Consider the following 14,547-nt stretch of genomic DNA (forward strand, 5'->3'; position numbering starts at 1 on the left):
CCTTCCGGTGCACAACAGCGTGAGAATATCATTCTCGTGAGATGAAAGTAAGAGTCTCGACATTGCGACCGGAAAGGGCGGCAAGACGCAGGCGGCCTCCCGGTACGGTGCAGTAATGTTCTACGTATGGCACAGAGTACGGATCGGTCCGTGAGCCTTCCGAGTGACGAGCCGGCCTGGAAACAGCGTGCGGTGGAGCGGTCCACCAAGGCCGCCAAGCTGCGCGCCGAGCAGCGCGTGGAGCGGTTCCTCGACGCGGCCCAGGCGATCATCACCGAGAAGAACACGACGGACTTCACCGTCCAGGAGGTCGTCGACCGGTCGCGGCAGTCGCTGCGCAGCTTCTACCAGCACTTCGACGGCAAGCACGAGCTGCTGCTCGCGCTGTTCGAGGACGCGCTGCGCCAGGCCGCCGAGCAGATCCGCGCCGCCGCCGCCGGCCACCCCGACCCCCTCGACCGCATCCGGGTCGCGGTGCAGCTGCTGTTCGAGCTGTCGCGCCCCGACCCCGACGCGCAGCGCCCGCTGTTCACCGACTTCGCGCCGCAGCTGCTGATCACGCATCCGGCCGAGGTGAAGGTCGCGCACGCCCCGCTGCTCAACCTGTTCACCGAGCTGATGGGGCAGGCCGAGGCCGCCGGCCGCCTGCACGAGGGCCTGTACCCGCGCCGCGTCGCGGCGCTGGTGATGCAGACCGTCATGTTCGTGGCGCAGTCCAACGGCGTCGGTGACGACGAGAACGCGCACCCGCTGACCGGCGAGGAGGTCTGGGAGTTCTGCTCGACCGGCTTCGTCGCCGTCGACGAGTGAGAATGTCATTCTCCTAGACTGAAATTTCATTTACGATCGTGGCATGAGCACTCCCGCCACGACGTCCGCCGGCCTCTGGGACGACCTGCTCGGCTGCCTCGACCTGCGCGCGCTACCGGACGGCGACGGCGCCCCCGCCGCCGCCGTCTTCGAGGGCTCCAACCAGCGGCTCGGCTACCACCGCCTGTTCGGCGGCCAGCTGCTGGCCCAGTTCGTGCAGGCCGCGGCCCGCTCCTGCCCCGGCAAGTCCGTCAAGTCCCTGCACGCGCTGTTCCCCCGTGCGGGGCGCACCGACGAGCCGGTCCGCTACGAGGTGGCGCGCCAGCACGACGGCGGCACCTTCGCGACCCTGGCGGTCACCGCCCGGCAGGAGCGCGGCGTCATCGCGACCGCCGCCGTCTCCCTGCACGTCCACGAGGACGGCCCCGAGCACCAGGACGCGGCGCCCGTCGGGCAGGTGCCCGGACCCGAGCACCGGACGCCGCTGCACCTGCTGCCCTGGGAGGTCCGCACCACCGCGGACCTGGACGCCGCGGCCGCCGCCCCGCCGGAGTTCGAACTGTGGTCGCGCACGCCGAAGGTCGAGGCCGGGCTCGTCCCGGCGATCACCGCTTACGCTACCGACCTGACCCTGATCGGCACCGCGCTGCGCCCCCTCGACGGCGTCGGGCAGCGCGACGCCGGCACCGCCTTCACCTCGGCGGTCACCTCGCACTCGCTGTGGTTCCACCGGCCCTTCCCCGAGGGCGGGTGGCTGCTGCTGCGCCAGCACAGCCCGGTCGCGGCCCACGGCCGCTGCTTCGGGCGCGGCGACGTCCTCTCCGAGGACGGAACGCTCCTCGCCTCCTACGCGCAGGAGGCTCTACTCCGCTTCACGGCCTGACTCCCCGAAGAGCCGCTCGACCGCCGCGTAGGGATCGAGGCGGCCGGCGGCGACTCCGGCGGCGAGCCCGGCGAGGTCCGGGTGCGCGCGCAAGCGGGTCTGGGCCAGCGCGAGGATCTGCGCGCCGGCCCGCTCCGCGCGGCGCTCCGGGGTGTCGGCGCGCTCGTGCCCGTCGATCGCCTCCACCAGTTCGGGCAGCCCCTCCCCCGCGGTCGCGACGAGGGTGAGGACCGGGGCGCCCGTCTCGGCGCGCAGGTCGCGGACGGTCTGCGCGGCGCCGTCCCGGTCGGCCTTGTTGACCACGATGAGGTCGGCGACCTCCAGCAGGCCGGCCTTGGCCGCCTGGACGGCGTCGCCCGCGCCGGGCGCGAGGAGGACCACGGCGGGGTCGGCGACGGCGGCGATCTCGATCTCCGACTGCCCGACGCCGACCGTCTCCACCAGCACGAGGTCGTGGCCGAGCGCGGCGAGGACGCGGACGGCGGCCGGCACGGCGGCGGCCAGCCCGCCGAGGTGGCCGCGCGTCGCCAGGGAGCGGATGAGGACGCCGGGGTCGGTCGCGTGCGCCGCCATCCGGATGCGGTCGCCGAGCAGCGCGCCGCCGCTGTAGGGCGACGACGGGTCGACGGCGAGCACCGCGACGCGCAGGCCGCGGGCCCGGTAGGCGCCGACGAGCGCGCCGACCGTCGTGGACTTGCCCGCGCCCGGAGGCCCCGTCACGCCGACGACGCGGACGCCGCGCGCCGGGCCGAGGGCGGCGAGCACCTCGTCCCGGCGCGGTCCCTCGATCAGCGTCAGCAGCCGCCCGGCCGCGCGGAGGGAGCCGCCGCACGCGGCGGCGACCAGCTCCCCGACGGTCACGGGGCGGCGACCTCGATCACCATCGCCGAGCCCATGCCGCCGCCCGCGCACATCGCCGCGACGCCGACGCCGCCGCCGCGCCGCCGCAGCTCGTGCACGAGCGTGACGAGCATCCGGGCGCCGGTCGCGGCCACCGGGTGGCCGATCGAGCAGCCGCTGCCGTTGACGTTCACCCGCTCGGGGTCCAGGCCGAGCCGGCCGACGGTGGCGACGCACATCGAGGCGAACGCCTCGTTGATCTCGAACAGGTCCACGTCGCCGGCGGCGAGCCCGGCGCGGGCGAGCGCCTTCGGGATCGCCTTCACCGGGGCGAACCCCGTCTCGGCCGGGTCGACGCCGACCGACGCCCACGACCGGACGGTGCCGAGGGCGGCGAGGCCCTCGCGCTCGGCCAGCCGGCCGCTCGCCACGGTCAGCACGGCCGCGCCGTCGTTGGCGCCGCAGGAGTTGCCCGCGGTGATGCTGAACCCCTCGATCTCGGGATGCAGCGGCTTGAGCTTGGCGAGCTTCTCCATGCTGGTGTCGCGGCGCGGGTGCTCGTCCACGGAGAACAGGCCGTGCGGGGTCTTCACCGGGACGATCTCGTCGGTGAAGCGCCCCTCGTCGATGGCGCGGATCGCGTTGCGGTGGGAGCGGAGCGCCCAGGCGTCCATCTCCTCGCGGGACACGTCCGCGCGGACGGCGGTGTTCCAGCCGATCGCGATGGACATGTCGAGGTTCGGCGCGTCGGGTCGGTCGGGATGGGTCGGCGGGTGCCACGGCTCCACCCACTCCCCGTCCACGCGGAACCGCGACCGCGGGGAGGTGGAGGCGGAGTTGACGCCGCCCGCCACGACGAGCTCGTCCATGCCCGCGCGGATGCTCGCGGCGGCCTCCTGCACGGCGGCGAGGCCCGCCGCGCAGTGCCGGTTGCAGGCGAGCCCGGCGACGTGGGTGAGGCCGGTCGTGACGGCGGCGTGGCGGGCGAGCACGCCGCCGCCGTAGAGGCCCTCGCCGAGGACCACGTCGTCGATCAGGGCGGGGTCCAGGCGCTCGGCCGCGGCCGCGACGACGTGGTGGGCGAGGTCGTAGGCGTTGGTGTCGCGCAGCGTCCCCTTGAACGCGGTGCCGACGGGCGTGCGCAGGGCCGACAGCAGAACGGCTTCAGGCATGGGCGGACTCCATCTCTGCGAGCAGGACGCGGCGCAGCAGCTTGCCGGTCTCGGTCTTCGGCAGCGCGTCGCGGAACACGACGGCGTCGGGCGTCTTGGACGAGCGGAGCCGCTCGCGCGCCCACGCCCGGATCTCCTCGGGGTCGCCCCGGCCGACCAGGACCGCGACGATCCGCTGCCCCCACTCGGGATCGGGGACGCCGATGACGGCGGCCTCGGTGACGCCGGGGTGGTCGAGCAGGACGTCCTCGATCTCGGCGGGCGCGATGTTCTCGCCGCCGCGGATGATGGTGTCGTCGGCGCGGCCCTCGATGAACAGGTAGCCGCCGGCGTCGAGGCGCCCCCGGTCGCGGGTGGCGAACCAGCCGCCGGCGTCGAGGACGGTGCGCTCCCCGTACTCGCCGGAGATCTGGTCGCCGCGCACCCACACCAGGCCCGTCTCGCCGGCGGGCACCAGCTCGCCCTTCTCCGTGCGGATCTGGAACTCCACGCCCGGCAGCGCCCGCCCCACCGACCCGAGCCGTGCCCGCACCTGCGGATCGTCGGAGGCGAGGGCCTTGCGGTGGTCGTTCGGGCCGAGGACGGCCACCGAGGACGCGGTCTCGGTGAGCCCGTAGGCGTTGACGAAGCCGGTGCCGGGGAAGACGCGCAGCGCCTTCTCCAGGACGGGCCGGGGCGTGCGCGCGCCGCCGTAGGCGAGGGTGGCCAGGGTCGGGGTGCGGGCGTCGTCGCCGTCCACGGCCGCCACGATGCGCGCCAGCATCGTCGGGACCAGCAGCGCGTGGGTGATGCCCTCGCGCCGGACGGTCTCCAGCCAGCCCGCGGCGTCGAAGGACTCCATGTAGACCACGCGGCGGCCGGTGTAGATGTTCGTCAGCAGGTTGGCCAGACCGGCGATGTGGTACGGCGGGACCGCCACCAGAGCGGCGTCGGTCTCGGCGGCCGACGCGAACTCCAGCGTGTTCAGCACGTAAGCCAGCAGGTGACGGTGACGCAGCACGGCCGACTTCGGCGCGGCCGTCGTTCCGCTGGTGTAGAGGAGCACCGCGACGTCGTCGGGATCGGGAGGCGGCGGCAGCTCGCCCGCAACGGACACGTCCCCGGACGCGCCCGCCCCCGCCGCACTCGCCGCGTCGTCCGGCGGATCCAGCAGGGCGTCCAGGTCGCCGGGATCGAGGACGAGCGCGCCGGGGTGGCGGGCCTTCAGCTCGGTCAGCTGCCGCTCGCCGAGCCGGTAGTTGAGCGGGACGAAGGGCACGCCCGCGATGGCCGCGCCGAACAGCGCCACCGGGTAGGCGAGGTGGTTGGCCCCCGTGTACAGCACGGCCGGGCGGCCTCGGAAGCGCAGCGCCGCGGCACCGGCCAGTTCCAGGAGCCGCGCGGCCGTCAGGGACCGGCCGCCCGACGTCACCGCCGTCCGGTCGCCGGCCGAGACCGCCATCTCAAGGATCATGGTGATAGTCATGAGAATGCTATTCTCATTCAAGTAGATTGTTGTTCGCAAGAGAGGACAATCACATGCAGATCAGTGGCGGCTCCGCGCTCGTCGTCGGCGGTGCGGGCGGGCTGGGCGAGGCCACCGTCCGCCGGCTGCACGAGGCCGGCGCCCGGGTGGTCGTGGCCGATCTCGCCGACGACAAGGGCAAGGCCCTCGAGGACGAGCTCGGCGTCCGCTACGTCCGCACCGACGCGACCGACGAGGCGTCGGTGCGCGCGGCGATCGGCGAGGCGCTCGCGGCCGGGCCGCTGCGGGTCTCGGTGGACGTGCACGGCGGCCCCGCGACCGGCGGCCGCCTGGTCGGCCGCGACGGCGAGCCGCTCGACCTGGACGGGTTCCGCCGGACCCTGGAGGTCTACCTCGTCGGGGTCTTCAACGTCATGCGCCTCGCCGCGGCCGCCATGGCCGGCCAGGAGCCGTCCGGCGAGAGCCGTGGCGTCATCGTCAACACCGCCTCCATCGCCGCCTACGAGGGCCAGATCGGCCAGCTGCCCTACGCCGCCGCCAAGGGCGGGGTCGCCGCGATGACGCTGGTCGCCGCCCGCGACCTGTCGCCGAGCGGCGTCCGCGTCGTCACGATCGCGCCCGGCACCTTCCTCACCCCCGCCTACGGCAAGGCGGGCGACCAGCTGGAGGGCTATTGGGGCCCTCAGGTGCCGCACCCGAAGCGGATGGGGCGCTCGCCCGAGTACGCCGCGCTGGTCCAGCACATCTGCGAGAACGACTATCTCAACGGCGAGGTGATCCGGCTCGACGGCGCCCTGCGCTTCCCGCCGAAGTGACGCGGCCCGCCGAGATGGCCCGGCCCGCAGGGACGCCCCGGCCGGTACCGGTCACCGCGCAGTGGACCGCCCTCTGGCTGGCCGGGGTCTTCGGGCTCGTGCTGCTCGGCGCCTTCGTGGCGTTCCCCGGCTTCCTGCCGCCCATGTCGCCCCGGATGAGCGCCGCGCAGGTGGCGGCGTTCTACCGGGACGACACCGCGATGATCCGGTTCAGCATGATCCTGTTCGACATCTGCGGCGTCATGCTCGTCCCCTTCGCGATGGTGATCGCGGTGCAGATGAAGCGGATGGCGACGCCGACGACGGTGCTCGCCTACTGCTACCTGAGCGCGGCGGCGTCCGGCGCGACGCTGTTCGCGCTCGCCGACCTGCTGTGGCTCGCCGCCGCGTTCCGGCCCGCGCGCGACCCGCAACTGATCCTGCTGGTGAACGACCTGGCCTGGATGGTCTTCACCGCCCCGGTCGGCACGGTCGTCGTGCAGAACCTCTGCCTGGCGCTCGCCGTCCGCCTCGACGCCGGCCCGCGGCCGGTGTTCCCTCGCTGGGTCGCGCCGTTCAGCGTCGTCACCGGGCTGGCGATGGTCCCGGCGGCGGGCGGCGCGGTCGTCACGTCGGGGCCGCTGGCCTGGGACGGCGCCGTCTCGTTCTGGCTGCGGATCGCCGCCTACGGCGTGTTCTTCGCCGGGATGTTCTGCGTGCTGCCGGGGGCGATCCGGCGGCAGGCCGCGGAGGAGGCCGCGTGAGCGGCGCGGCGGCCGCCCGCACCGCCGCGGACGCGTCCGGCGGGCGCCGGCGGGGCGGCGCGGTCGACCTGTGGATCTGCTGGTGGGTGCTGCCGGTCTTCTACGTCCTGTTCGGCTTGATCTTCGTGCTTCTCGCGCGGGTGATCCCGCCGCCTCGGCCGGACCGCTCCCCCGAGGAGGTCGCGGCGTTCTTCCACGACCACGCCGCGACGATCCGGATCGGGTTCGCGGCGCTGATGGTCGTCATCGGCTTCACCGGCGTCGCCAACGGCCTGGTCGCGCACCAGATGAAGCGGATGGCGGTGAGCCCGGTGTTCGCCTACGCCTACATCGCCGCGCTCGCCGTCGGCGCGCTGCCGGGCTGCCTCATGGCGGCGTTCTGCTTCCTCGCCGCGGTGTTCCGGCCGGGCCGCGACCCGCACGTCCTCGCCCTGCTCTACGACATCGGGCTGCTCACCTTCGTCGGGTCGCTCGGCTGCTTCACGACCCAGTACCTGGTGCTCGCGCTGGCGATCCTGCTGGACCGCCGCCGGATCTTCCCGACGTGGATGGCCTACGTCTGCGTCTGGCAGATCGTCACCGAGCTGCTCGCCGCGCCGGTCTTCGTGTTCAAGGACGGGCCGCTCGCCTGGGACGGCTCCATCAGCTTCTACATGGGCACGGTCATCTTCGGGATCTACGAGGTGTGCATCATCGTCCTGCTGTTCAAGGCGGTCCGGGACCAGCCGCCCGGCGAGCCGGTCCAGGACTGAAAGGGGGCCGGGGACGGTGACCGCCGAGCGCGAGACGGCCGCGCGCCTGCCGGGGGACCCGGGGATGTGGGTGTTCGTCCTCGGGGACCTGGCCTTCTTCTCCGCCTACTTCGTCATCTTCATGGTCCACCGCGGCCGGGAGCCGGAGCTGTTCGCCGCCGCGCAGCGCCACCTCAGCCCGGCGGTGGCCGTCGCCACCACGCTGCTGCTGCTCACCGGGTCGTGGCTCATCGCCCTCGCCGTCCAGGCGTCGCGGGCGGGCGAGCACCGCCGCGCCCTGCGGCTCACCGCCGGCACCCTGCTCACCGGCGTGCTGTTCATGCTGGTCAAAGCGGGCGAGTGGGCGTGGGAGGCGAGCCACGGGCGGACGTTCGCGAGCGGCGACTTCTTCATGTTCTATTACCTGCTGACCGGCGTGCACCTGTTCCACATGCTGCTCGGCCTCGTCGTCCTCGGGGTCGTGCTGCGCGAGCTCCGCGCCCCCGGCCTCCGCAGGACGGCGGTGGTCGAGACGGGCGCCACCTACTGGCACATGGTCGACCTGCTGTGGATCGTCATCTTCGTGCTGGTCTACCTGATGAGGTGAGCGGTGAACGGAACGCCGGGCGCCCGGACGACCCGCGTGTGGGCCGCCCTCTGCGCCGTCACGGTGCTGTCCTGGCGGCTCGGCACCGAACGGACCGCCGGCGCGGCGGTCACCGTCGCCGTGCTGGCGATCGCCCTGGTCAAGGCGCGGTTCGTCGTCCGCTGCTTCATGGAGGTCCAGGACGCGCCGGCCTGGCTCCGCCGCCTCACCGACGTCTGGCTCGCCGCGCTCTGGACCGCGCTCGTCGTCCTCTACCTGGTCTGACTCAGAACTTCCCGGCGTTGAGCTTGGCGATGGTGGTGCGGAAGTCCTCGGTCTGGAACGTCTGGTCCTCGGCGGTGATGGCGAAGTCGAGCGTGGCGAGGACGGCGCGCTCCAGGTGCAGGTTCAGCAGCCGCTTGGTGCTCTCGACGGCCTGCCGGGGCAGCTCGGCGATGCGCCCGGCGCAGGCGAGCGCCTCGGCGAGCGGGTCGGCGACGACGTGGTTGGCGAGGCCCATGGCGACGGCCCGCTCGGCGGTGATGCGCGCGCCGGTGAGCGCGTACTCCTTGGCGAGCAGCAGGCTGGTGTGCAGCGGCCAGGTGAGCGGGCCGCCGTCGGCGGCGACGAGCCCGACGCGGACGTGCGGGTCGGCGAGGTAGGCGTCCTCGGCCATGTAGACGATGTCGCTGAGTGCGACCAGCGAGCAGCCGAGCCCGACGGCGGGCCCGTTCACCGCGGCGACGACCGGGACGCGGCAGCGCGCCATGCCGAGCACCAGGTCGCGGCCGTGCGCGATGGTGCGGGCGCGCAGCGCGTCGTCGCGGCTCAGCTCTTCGAGGTAGGCGAAGTCGCCGCCCGCCGAGAACGCCTTTCCGCCGCCGGTGAGGACGGCCGCCCGCGCGTCGCGGTCCTCGGCGAGCTGCGGCCAGAGGCGGGCGAGGCCGGTGTGCAGGGCGTCGTTGACGGCGTTGAGGGCCGCCGGCCGGTTCAGGGTGATGATCCGCAGCGGGCCGTCGGCCCGGACGTCGATCTCCTCCGGCACGTCGTACACGTCGGCCATGTCAGGCTCCCAATCCGAGGATGCGCGCGGCGATGATGTTCTTCTGGATCTGCGAGGTCCCGCCCATGACGCTCTGGGCCCGGCTGTAGAGGTAGGTGGCGAGCAGGTCGGGGTCGGCGGCGCCGCCCACGGCGAGCGCGGCGTGCCCGACGGCCTGCTCGGCCCAGGTCATCAGCAGCTTGTCCAGCGACCCGTCGGGGCCGTGGACGACGCCGTCGAGCTGCTCGGACAGCCGCCGCCGCACGTGCAGGCGGAGCATCTCGGTCTGCACGGCCGCCCAGGCGAGCTCGCGCGGCGGCGCGTCGCCGGTCCGCGCGGCGAGCTCGCGGACGACCTTGCCGTAGCGGGCCGCGTAGCCGAGCGTGGACGGCTCGCGCTCGTGCCCGACGACGGTCATCGCGAGCGCCCAGCCCTCGCCGGGCGCGCCGACCATCCGGTCGGCGGGGACGCGGGCCCCGTCGAACAGCACCTGGCCGAACTCGGTGGTCACCCCGTTGATCATGCGGAGCGGGCGCTGCTCGACGCCGGGCTGGTCCATCGCGATGACGAAGGCGGAGATGCCTTTGTGGCGGGGCGCGTCCGGGTCGGTGCGGGCGAGCAGCAGGCAGTGGTCGGCGACGTCGGAGTAGCTCGTCCAGATCTTGTGGCCGTGCACGACGTAGGCGTCGCCGTCGCGGGCGGCGGTGGTGGTGAGGGAGGCGAGGTCGGAGCCCGCGCCGGGCTCGCTGAAGCCCTGGCACCAGCGCTCGGTCCCGGCGATCATCCCGGGGAGAAAGCGGCGCCGCAGCTCCGCCGAGCCGTGCCGGCCGAGCCCCTGCACGAGGTAGCCGAGGCTCGGGCGGGGCGGCGCGCCCGCGCGGGCCAGCTCCTCGTCGAGGATGACGTCGTAGACGGGCGGCAGCTCCTGGCCGCCGTGCTCGCGCGGCCAGGACAGGCCGAAGAACCCGGCCCCGTAGAGGGCGCGGTGCCAGTCGCCCTGGCGGGTCCAGTAGTCGTCGCCCGAGGTGGGGAAGTCCGCGGCGCGCTCGGCGAGCCAGGCGCGCAGCCGCTCGCGGAAGGCGGCCTCGGCGGGCGCGTCACGATAGTCCAAGGTCGATCTCCTCCAGGCGGACCGGGAACAGGTGGGCGGAGGCGAGCGCCCGCCGCAGGAACACGTGGGCCAGGCAGTCCCAGGTGTTGCCGATGCCGCCGTGCACCTGCACCGCCGTCTCGCAGACGGTCCGGGCGGCGTCCGCGCAGTAGACCTTGGCGATGCGAGCGGCCCGCAGGGCGTCGGCGGCGGGCAGCTCGTCCACCGCCCACGCCGCGTGCCGCAGCACGCTCACCGAGCCCTCGATGAGCGCGAGGCCCTCGGCCAGCGGGTGCGCGACGGCCTGGTTCGCGCCGATCGCCCGCCCGTACTGCTCGCGGACCTTGGCGTAATCGCAGGCCAGCGCGTGCGCGCCGCGCGCCGCGCCGACCAGGTCGGCGCAGGTGACGACGATCGCCAGCGCGGGCCAGCGGGCGGCGTGCTCGGGCGGCGGCTCGGCGACGGCGCGCAGCGGGCCGGTGATCGCGGCGTTCACCCGGGTCAGGTCGGCGCCGGGGACGGGCGCGCCGACGTCGCCCGCGCGGACCTCGGCACCGTCCAAGACCACGGCCTCGGTGCAGCCTTTGGCGTCGACGGCCGTGCCGCCGGCGGCGATCGTGGTGCCCGGCGCGCCGGGGCGCAGGTCGTCGGCGAGGGACGGGCCGAGGAACGGCGCGTCGACGAGGCCGCGGCCGAACTCCTCGGCGACGAGCGCGACCTCGACGCCGGACGCGCCGTCCGAGCGGAGCGTACGCCAGCCGGTCGCCGCGACGGCCTTCTCCAGGCGGGCGGCGCGTTCGGCGTCGGCCAGGTCGAGGACCGACTTCGGGCCGAGGTCGGCGGCGAGCCGCGCCGCGGCGTCGCGCAGCTCGCGCTGCTCAGCGGTCAACCGGGCGTCCATGGCTCTCCTTGAGGACCCGCCGCAGCACCTTGCCCGACGGCAGCCGGGGGATCTCGGGCACCAGCACCACCCGGCGCGGCCGCTTGTAGGAGGCGAGCCGGTCGCCGACGAGCGCGACCAGCTCGGCGGGGTCGACGTCGCCGGCCGGGGCGACGGCCGCGACGACGGCCTCGCCGTCGGCGGCGTCGGGCACGCCGAACACCGCGCAGTCGGCGACGGCGGGGTGGCCGTGCAGGACGGCCTCGACCTCGGCGGGCGCGACCTGGAACCCCCGCACCTTGATCATCTCTTTGGACCGGTCGGTGAGCCGGAGCCGCCCGCCGGCGTCCAGGCTCCCGACGTCGCCGGTGCGGTACCAGCCGTCGTGCAGGGCCTCGGCGGTCGCCTCCGCCGGCAGGTAGCCGGCCATCAGCGACTCCGCGCGCGCCTCGATCTCGCCGACGCCGCCGGGCCCGACCGGCTCGCCGGTGTCCAGCGACACGACGCGCAGCAGGACGCCCGGGACGGGGCGCCCGACCGAGTCCAGCCGGGCGTCGCCGATCGGGTTGCAGGCGATGACGGGCAGCTCGCTCGTCCCGTAGGCGGGCACCCAGCCGACGCCGGTGCGGCGCGTGACGGTCTCGGCGATCTCCGGGGCGACCGGCGTCGCGCCCCACATGATGTAGCGCAGCGAGGACAGGTCGTGCTCCTCCAGCTTCGGGTGGGAGGCGAGCGCGAGCGCGATCGGCGCGACGGCCATCTCCACGGTGATGCGGTCGGCCTCGATGTGGTGCAGCATGCGCTCCAGGTCGAAGCGGCGGTGCAGGCGCGTCCAGGCGCCGGCCTCCAGCGCGGTGACGATGTTGAGCAGCCCGAGGATGTGCGAGGGCGGCGTGGTGATCTGGATGCGGTCGGCGGCGGTGAGGCCGAGCGCGTCCCGCCAGTGCCGGACGGCCGCCGCCAGCGAGCCGTGCGTGTGGCGGACCGCCTTCGGCATCCCGGTCGTCCCGGAGCTGAACACCAGCACCGCGTCGGCACGCCGGTCGGGAACGGGCGCGTCCGCCGGGGCCGCCGCGAACGGCGCGTCCAGGTGCAGCATGGGCATGAGCCCGGCGAGGACGGGATGGTCGCCGGCGGCGTGCGCCGGGCGGGTGACGGCGAGGGCGTGCTCGACCTCGGCCCGCTTCCACGCGGGGCTGAGCAGCACGACCGCCGCGCCGAGCCGCCAGATCGCGTGGACGGCGACGACGAACTCGGGCCGGTTGGACGACATGAGCGCCACCCGGTCGCCCGGCCCGACGCCGCGGGCGGCGAGGACGGCGGCGAGCCCGCCGGCCAGCGCGTCCAGCCGCTCCCTGGTGTACTCCTGCTCGTCGAAGGCGAGGACGGTCGGCGCGCTCACGGCGCGCCGCCTGCGGATGGCGCCATCGGGGGCTCCCGTCTGTCGTGTTCGCCGAGGTGGGGCGGGGGGCCGTAGGCGGGTGCGTGCCCGGCGGCGCGGATCGGGCTGCCGACCAGCCGGAACCCGCCCGCCGACACGACGGCCTCGGGGGTCGCGGCGAGCGCTTCGGGGAGCGTCCGCACCGCTGCGACGGGGACGCCGCGCGCCCGCAGCCGCGTCTCCCAGCCGTCGGCGGTGTCGGCGGCGAGCGCGCGGGTCACCAGGGCCAGCACCTCGTCGCGGTGGGCGGCGCGCTCGGCCATCGTCGTGAAGCCCGAGACGCCCGCTTCGGCGCAGAAGCTCTTCCAGAACGCGTCGTGGGTGACGAACAGGGCCAGGTGGCCGTCCGCGGTCGGGAAGAGCTGGGCGGGGACGTAGTAGGAGTGCGCGCCCATCGCCAGCCGGCGCGGCTCGGCGCCGTCGTTGAGGTAGGCTGACGCCCGGTAGTTCAGCTGGGACAGCATCACGTCCCGCAGCGACACCTCGACCTGTCCGCCGCGCCCGGAGACGATCTGCGCGAGCAGGCCGAGGGCGGCGGCGAGGCCCGCGCTGTTGTCGGCCGAGGAGTAGCCGGGCAGCGTCGGCGGGCCGTCCGGATCGCCGGTGAGGGCGGCCACGCCGGTGGCGGCCTGGACGATGTAGTCGAACGCCGGGACGTCGCCGGCGTCCATGCCGAAGCCGGTGAGCGCGACGCAGACGAGCCGCTCGTTCCAGCGGCGCAGCGCGTCGTAGGTGAGGCCGAGGCGGCGGATCGCCGACGGCTTCAGGTTGGCCAGCAGGGCGTGCGCGCCGGCGGCCAGCTCGCCGAGGCGCTCCTGCCCGGCGGGCGTCCCGAGGTCCAGGCGGACGCTCCGCTTGCCGCGGTTCAGGCTGGCGAAGTAGGCGTCGCCGACCTGCCGGGAGATGTCCCCGCCGGCCGGCTCGATCTTGGTGACCTCGGCGCCGAGGTCGGCGAGCAGCATCGTCGCGTAGGGGCCCGCCAGCATGTGGCCGACCTCCAGGACGCGGACGCCGGCGAGCGGCCCGGCCGTCACGGGCGGGCTCCCGCTCACGGCAGGTCCGCGGCGAGCGCGGCGAGCATCTCGCGGGTGCGGCGCTTGGAGGCGACCAGCTCGTCGCGGGTCTCGCCGATCGGCAGCAGCCGTACCGACAGGTCGGTGACTCCGGCGTCGGCGAACCGGCGGAGCCGGGCGGCGATCGCCGCCTCGTCGCCCGCCGCGCAGAGACCGCCGATGTCGGTGGCGTCGCCGTGCTCCAGCAGGCGCTGGTAGTTGGGGGAGATCTCGGCCTCGCCGAGGATGCGGTTGGCGCGCTCGCGCGCCGCCGCGACCTCCCCCGGCCGGCACAGGCAGACCGGGACGCCCGCGACGACGCGCGGCGCGGGCCGGCCGGCGTTCTCGGCGGCCTTGGTGATGCGGGGCACGACGTGCTCGCCGACGGCGCGCTCGTCGGCCATCCACAGCACCGTCCCGTCGGCCCGCTCCCCCGCGATCGTCAGCATGACGGGGCCGAGCGCCGCCACCAGCACCGGCAGCGGGCCGCCGACGGGGGCGAGGTCCAGAGGGTTGTGCACGGTGAACGTCGCGTTCTCCACGTTCACCGGGCCGGGGCCCGCCAGCGCGGCGGCGAGGACCTCCAGGTAGTCACGGGTGTAGGCGGCGGGCCGCTCGTAGGGCAGGCCGAGCATGTCGCGCACGATCCAGTGGTGGGAGGGCCCGACGCCGAGCGCGACCCGCCCGGGGGCGGCGGCCTGCGCCGCGATCGCCTGCCGGGCCAGCGCGACCGGGTGCTGGGCCTGCAGCGGGACGACGGCGGTGCCGATCTCGATGCGGGACGTGCGGGCCCCGAGCAGCGCGACCGTGACGAGGGCGTCGAGGTCGGTCGGGAGCTGCGGCACCCAGACGGTCGCGAGGCCCGCCTCCTCGGCCCACCGCACGTCCTCGACCATCCGGCCGATCTTCCGGGCCGGGTCGCCCCGGTCCGGGCCGGTCATCACACCGATCCGCACGCTTCCTCCAGGTCTCCACGGTTCGGCCCGCCCGGTGGCGG

Annotated in this window: 16 protein-coding genes; 7 read left to right on the plus strand and 9 right to left on the minus strand. The window is 74.7% G+C overall.

Annotation, left to right across the window (positions count from 1 at the left end; genetic code table 11):
* The first annotated feature begins 150 nt into the window (after nucleotides 1-150).
* Nucleotides 151-810 carry a TetR/AcrR family transcriptional regulator gene (locus K1Y72_RS09780; protein WP_308286987.1) on the plus strand — a complete coding sequence of 220 codons (660 nt, stop codon included), beginning with the start codon at nucleotides 151-153 and terminating at the stop codon, nucleotides 808-810.
* Nucleotides 811-853: 43 nt separating this feature from the next.
* Nucleotides 854-1,693: an acyl-CoA thioesterase gene (locus K1Y72_RS09785; protein WP_220165354.1), complete on the plus strand. Its 840-nt coding sequence runs from the start codon at nucleotides 854-856 to the stop codon at nucleotides 1,691-1,693.
* Here K1Y72_RS09785 and meaB read toward each other — a convergent pair.
* The 3 genes from meaB to K1Y72_RS09800 are packed head-to-tail and all read right to left on the minus strand — an operon-like array spanning nucleotide 1,673 to nucleotide 5,170.
* Nucleotides 1,673-2,554, minus strand: coding sequence for a methylmalonyl Co-A mutase-associated GTPase MeaB (meaB, locus tag K1Y72_RS09790; RefSeq protein WP_220165355.1), 882 nt, complete (start codon nucleotides 2,552-2,554; stop codon nucleotides 1,673-1,675). The two genes, K1Y72_RS09785 and meaB, sit on opposite strands and share 21 nt — an antisense overlap.
* Nucleotides 2,551-3,705, minus strand: coding sequence for a thiolase family protein (locus K1Y72_RS09795; protein ID WP_220165356.1), 1,155 nt, complete (start codon nucleotides 3,703-3,705; stop codon nucleotides 2,551-2,553). Before K1Y72_RS09795 ends, meaB begins: the two co-directional genes overlap by 4 nt.
* On the minus strand, nucleotides 3,698-5,170 hold the full coding sequence (locus K1Y72_RS09800; protein ID WP_220165357.1) for a class I adenylate-forming enzyme family protein: 1,473 nt from the start codon (nucleotides 5,168-5,170) through the stop codon (nucleotides 3,698-3,700). Before K1Y72_RS09800 ends, K1Y72_RS09795 begins: the two co-directional genes overlap by 8 nt.
* A 53-nt stretch (nucleotides 5,171-5,223) precedes the next feature.
* Here K1Y72_RS09800 and K1Y72_RS09805 point away from each other — a divergent pair, with 53 nt between their 5' ends.
* From K1Y72_RS09805 to K1Y72_RS09825, 5 genes are read left to right on the plus strand one after another with little or no spacing between them, the layout of a single operon-like run.
* A complete protein-coding gene (locus K1Y72_RS09805; RefSeq protein WP_220165358.1) occupies nucleotides 5,224-5,985 on the plus strand; it encodes an SDR family NAD(P)-dependent oxidoreductase in 762 nt (253 codons plus the stop codon).
* Between the two features lie 14 nt (nucleotides 5,986-5,999).
* Nucleotides 6,000-6,728 carry a hypothetical protein gene (locus K1Y72_RS09810; RefSeq protein ID WP_220165359.1) on the plus strand — a complete coding sequence of 243 codons (729 nt, stop codon included), beginning with the start codon at nucleotides 6,000-6,002 and terminating at the stop codon, nucleotides 6,726-6,728.
* A complete protein-coding gene (locus tag K1Y72_RS09815) occupies nucleotides 6,725-7,480 on the plus strand; it encodes a hypothetical protein (protein ID WP_220165360.1) in 756 nt (251 codons plus the stop codon). The genes K1Y72_RS09810 and K1Y72_RS09815 overlap by 4 nt, the downstream gene beginning before the upstream one ends.
* A gap of 16 nt (nucleotides 7,481-7,496) precedes the next feature.
* Nucleotides 7,497-8,066 (plus strand): cytochrome c oxidase subunit 3, encoded by a 570-nt coding sequence (locus K1Y72_RS09820; protein WP_220165361.1) that lies wholly within the window; start codon nucleotides 7,497-7,499, stop codon nucleotides 8,064-8,066.
* A 3-nt stretch (nucleotides 8,067-8,069) separates the two neighbouring features.
* Nucleotides 8,070-8,330: a cytochrome C oxidase subunit IV family protein gene (locus K1Y72_RS09825; protein ID WP_220165363.1), complete on the plus strand. Its 261-nt coding sequence runs from the start codon at nucleotides 8,070-8,072 to the stop codon at nucleotides 8,328-8,330.
* A gap of 1 nt (nucleotide 8,331) precedes the next feature.
* On the opposite strand, the gene K1Y72_RS09830 is transcribed toward K1Y72_RS09825, so the two are convergent.
* The 6 genes from K1Y72_RS09830 to K1Y72_RS09855 are packed head-to-tail and all read right to left on the minus strand — an operon-like array spanning nucleotide 8,332 to nucleotide 14,506.
* Entirely contained in the window at nucleotides 8,332-9,108 is a 777-nt protein-coding gene (locus K1Y72_RS09830; protein ID WP_220165365.1) for an enoyl-CoA hydratase/isomerase family protein, read from the minus strand.
* 1 nt (nucleotide 9,109) lies between these two features.
* Nucleotides 9,110-10,198 carry an acyl-CoA dehydrogenase family protein gene (locus tag K1Y72_RS09835; protein WP_220165367.1) on the minus strand — a complete coding sequence of 363 codons (1,089 nt, stop codon included), beginning with the start codon at nucleotides 10,196-10,198 and terminating at the stop codon, nucleotides 9,110-9,112.
* Nucleotides 10,185-11,078: an acyl-CoA dehydrogenase family protein gene (locus tag K1Y72_RS09840; RefSeq protein WP_220165369.1), complete on the minus strand. Its 894-nt coding sequence runs from the start codon at nucleotides 11,076-11,078 to the stop codon at nucleotides 10,185-10,187. Before K1Y72_RS09840 ends, K1Y72_RS09835 begins: the two co-directional genes overlap by 14 nt.
* The gene (locus tag K1Y72_RS09845) at nucleotides 11,056-12,459 is read right to left on the minus strand and encodes a class I adenylate-forming enzyme family protein (RefSeq protein ID WP_220165371.1); all 1,404 of its coding nucleotides are present in this window, start codon (nucleotides 12,457-12,459) and stop codon (nucleotides 11,056-11,058) included. The genes K1Y72_RS09840 and K1Y72_RS09845 overlap by 23 nt, the downstream gene beginning before the upstream one ends.
* Complete coding sequence (locus K1Y72_RS09850) at nucleotides 12,456-13,550, minus strand: CaiB/BaiF CoA transferase family protein (RefSeq protein WP_220165373.1); 1,095 nt, start codon at nucleotides 13,548-13,550, stop codon at nucleotides 12,456-12,458. The genes K1Y72_RS09845 and K1Y72_RS09850 overlap by 4 nt, the downstream gene beginning before the upstream one ends.
* The gene (locus K1Y72_RS09855) at nucleotides 13,547-14,506 is read right to left on the minus strand and encodes a TIGR03564 family F420-dependent LLM class oxidoreductase (protein WP_220165375.1); all 960 of its coding nucleotides are present in this window, start codon (nucleotides 14,504-14,506) and stop codon (nucleotides 13,547-13,549) included. The genes K1Y72_RS09850 and K1Y72_RS09855 overlap by 4 nt, the downstream gene beginning before the upstream one ends.
* Nucleotides 14,507-14,547 lie beyond the last annotated feature (41 nt).

The sequence above is a fragment of the Actinomadura parmotrematis genome, from assembly GCF_019458805.1.
Taxonomy (GTDB): Bacteria; Actinomycetota; Actinomycetes; order Streptosporangiales; family Streptosporangiaceae; genus Spirillospora; species Spirillospora parmotrematis.

Coding starts and splice junctions, on each gene's coding strand:
- K1Y72_RS09785 (WP_220165354.1), top strand. CDS start 854: ATGAGCACTCCCGCCACGACGTCCGCCGGCCTCTGGGACGACCTGCTC.
- K1Y72_RS09795 (WP_220165356.1), bottom strand. CDS start 3,705: ATGCCTGAAGCCGTTCTGCTGTCGGCCCTGCGCACGCCCGTCGGCACC.
- K1Y72_RS09800 (WP_220165357.1), bottom strand. CDS start 5,170: ATGACTATCACCATGATCCTTGAGATGGCGGTCTCGGCCGGCGACCGG.
- K1Y72_RS09805 (WP_220165358.1), top strand. CDS start 5,224: ATGCAGATCAGTGGCGGCTCCGCGCTCGTCGTCGGCGGTGCGGGCGGG.
- K1Y72_RS09810 (WP_220165359.1), top strand. CDS start 6,000: ATGGCCCGGCCCGCAGGGACGCCCCGGCCGGTACCGGTCACCGCGCAG.
- K1Y72_RS09830 (WP_220165365.1), bottom strand. CDS start 9,108: ATGGCCGACGTGTACGACGTGCCGGAGGAGATCGACGTCCGGGCCGAC.
- K1Y72_RS09840 (WP_220165369.1), bottom strand. CDS start 11,078: ATGGACGCCCGGTTGACCGCTGAGCAGCGCGAGCTGCGCGACGCCGCG.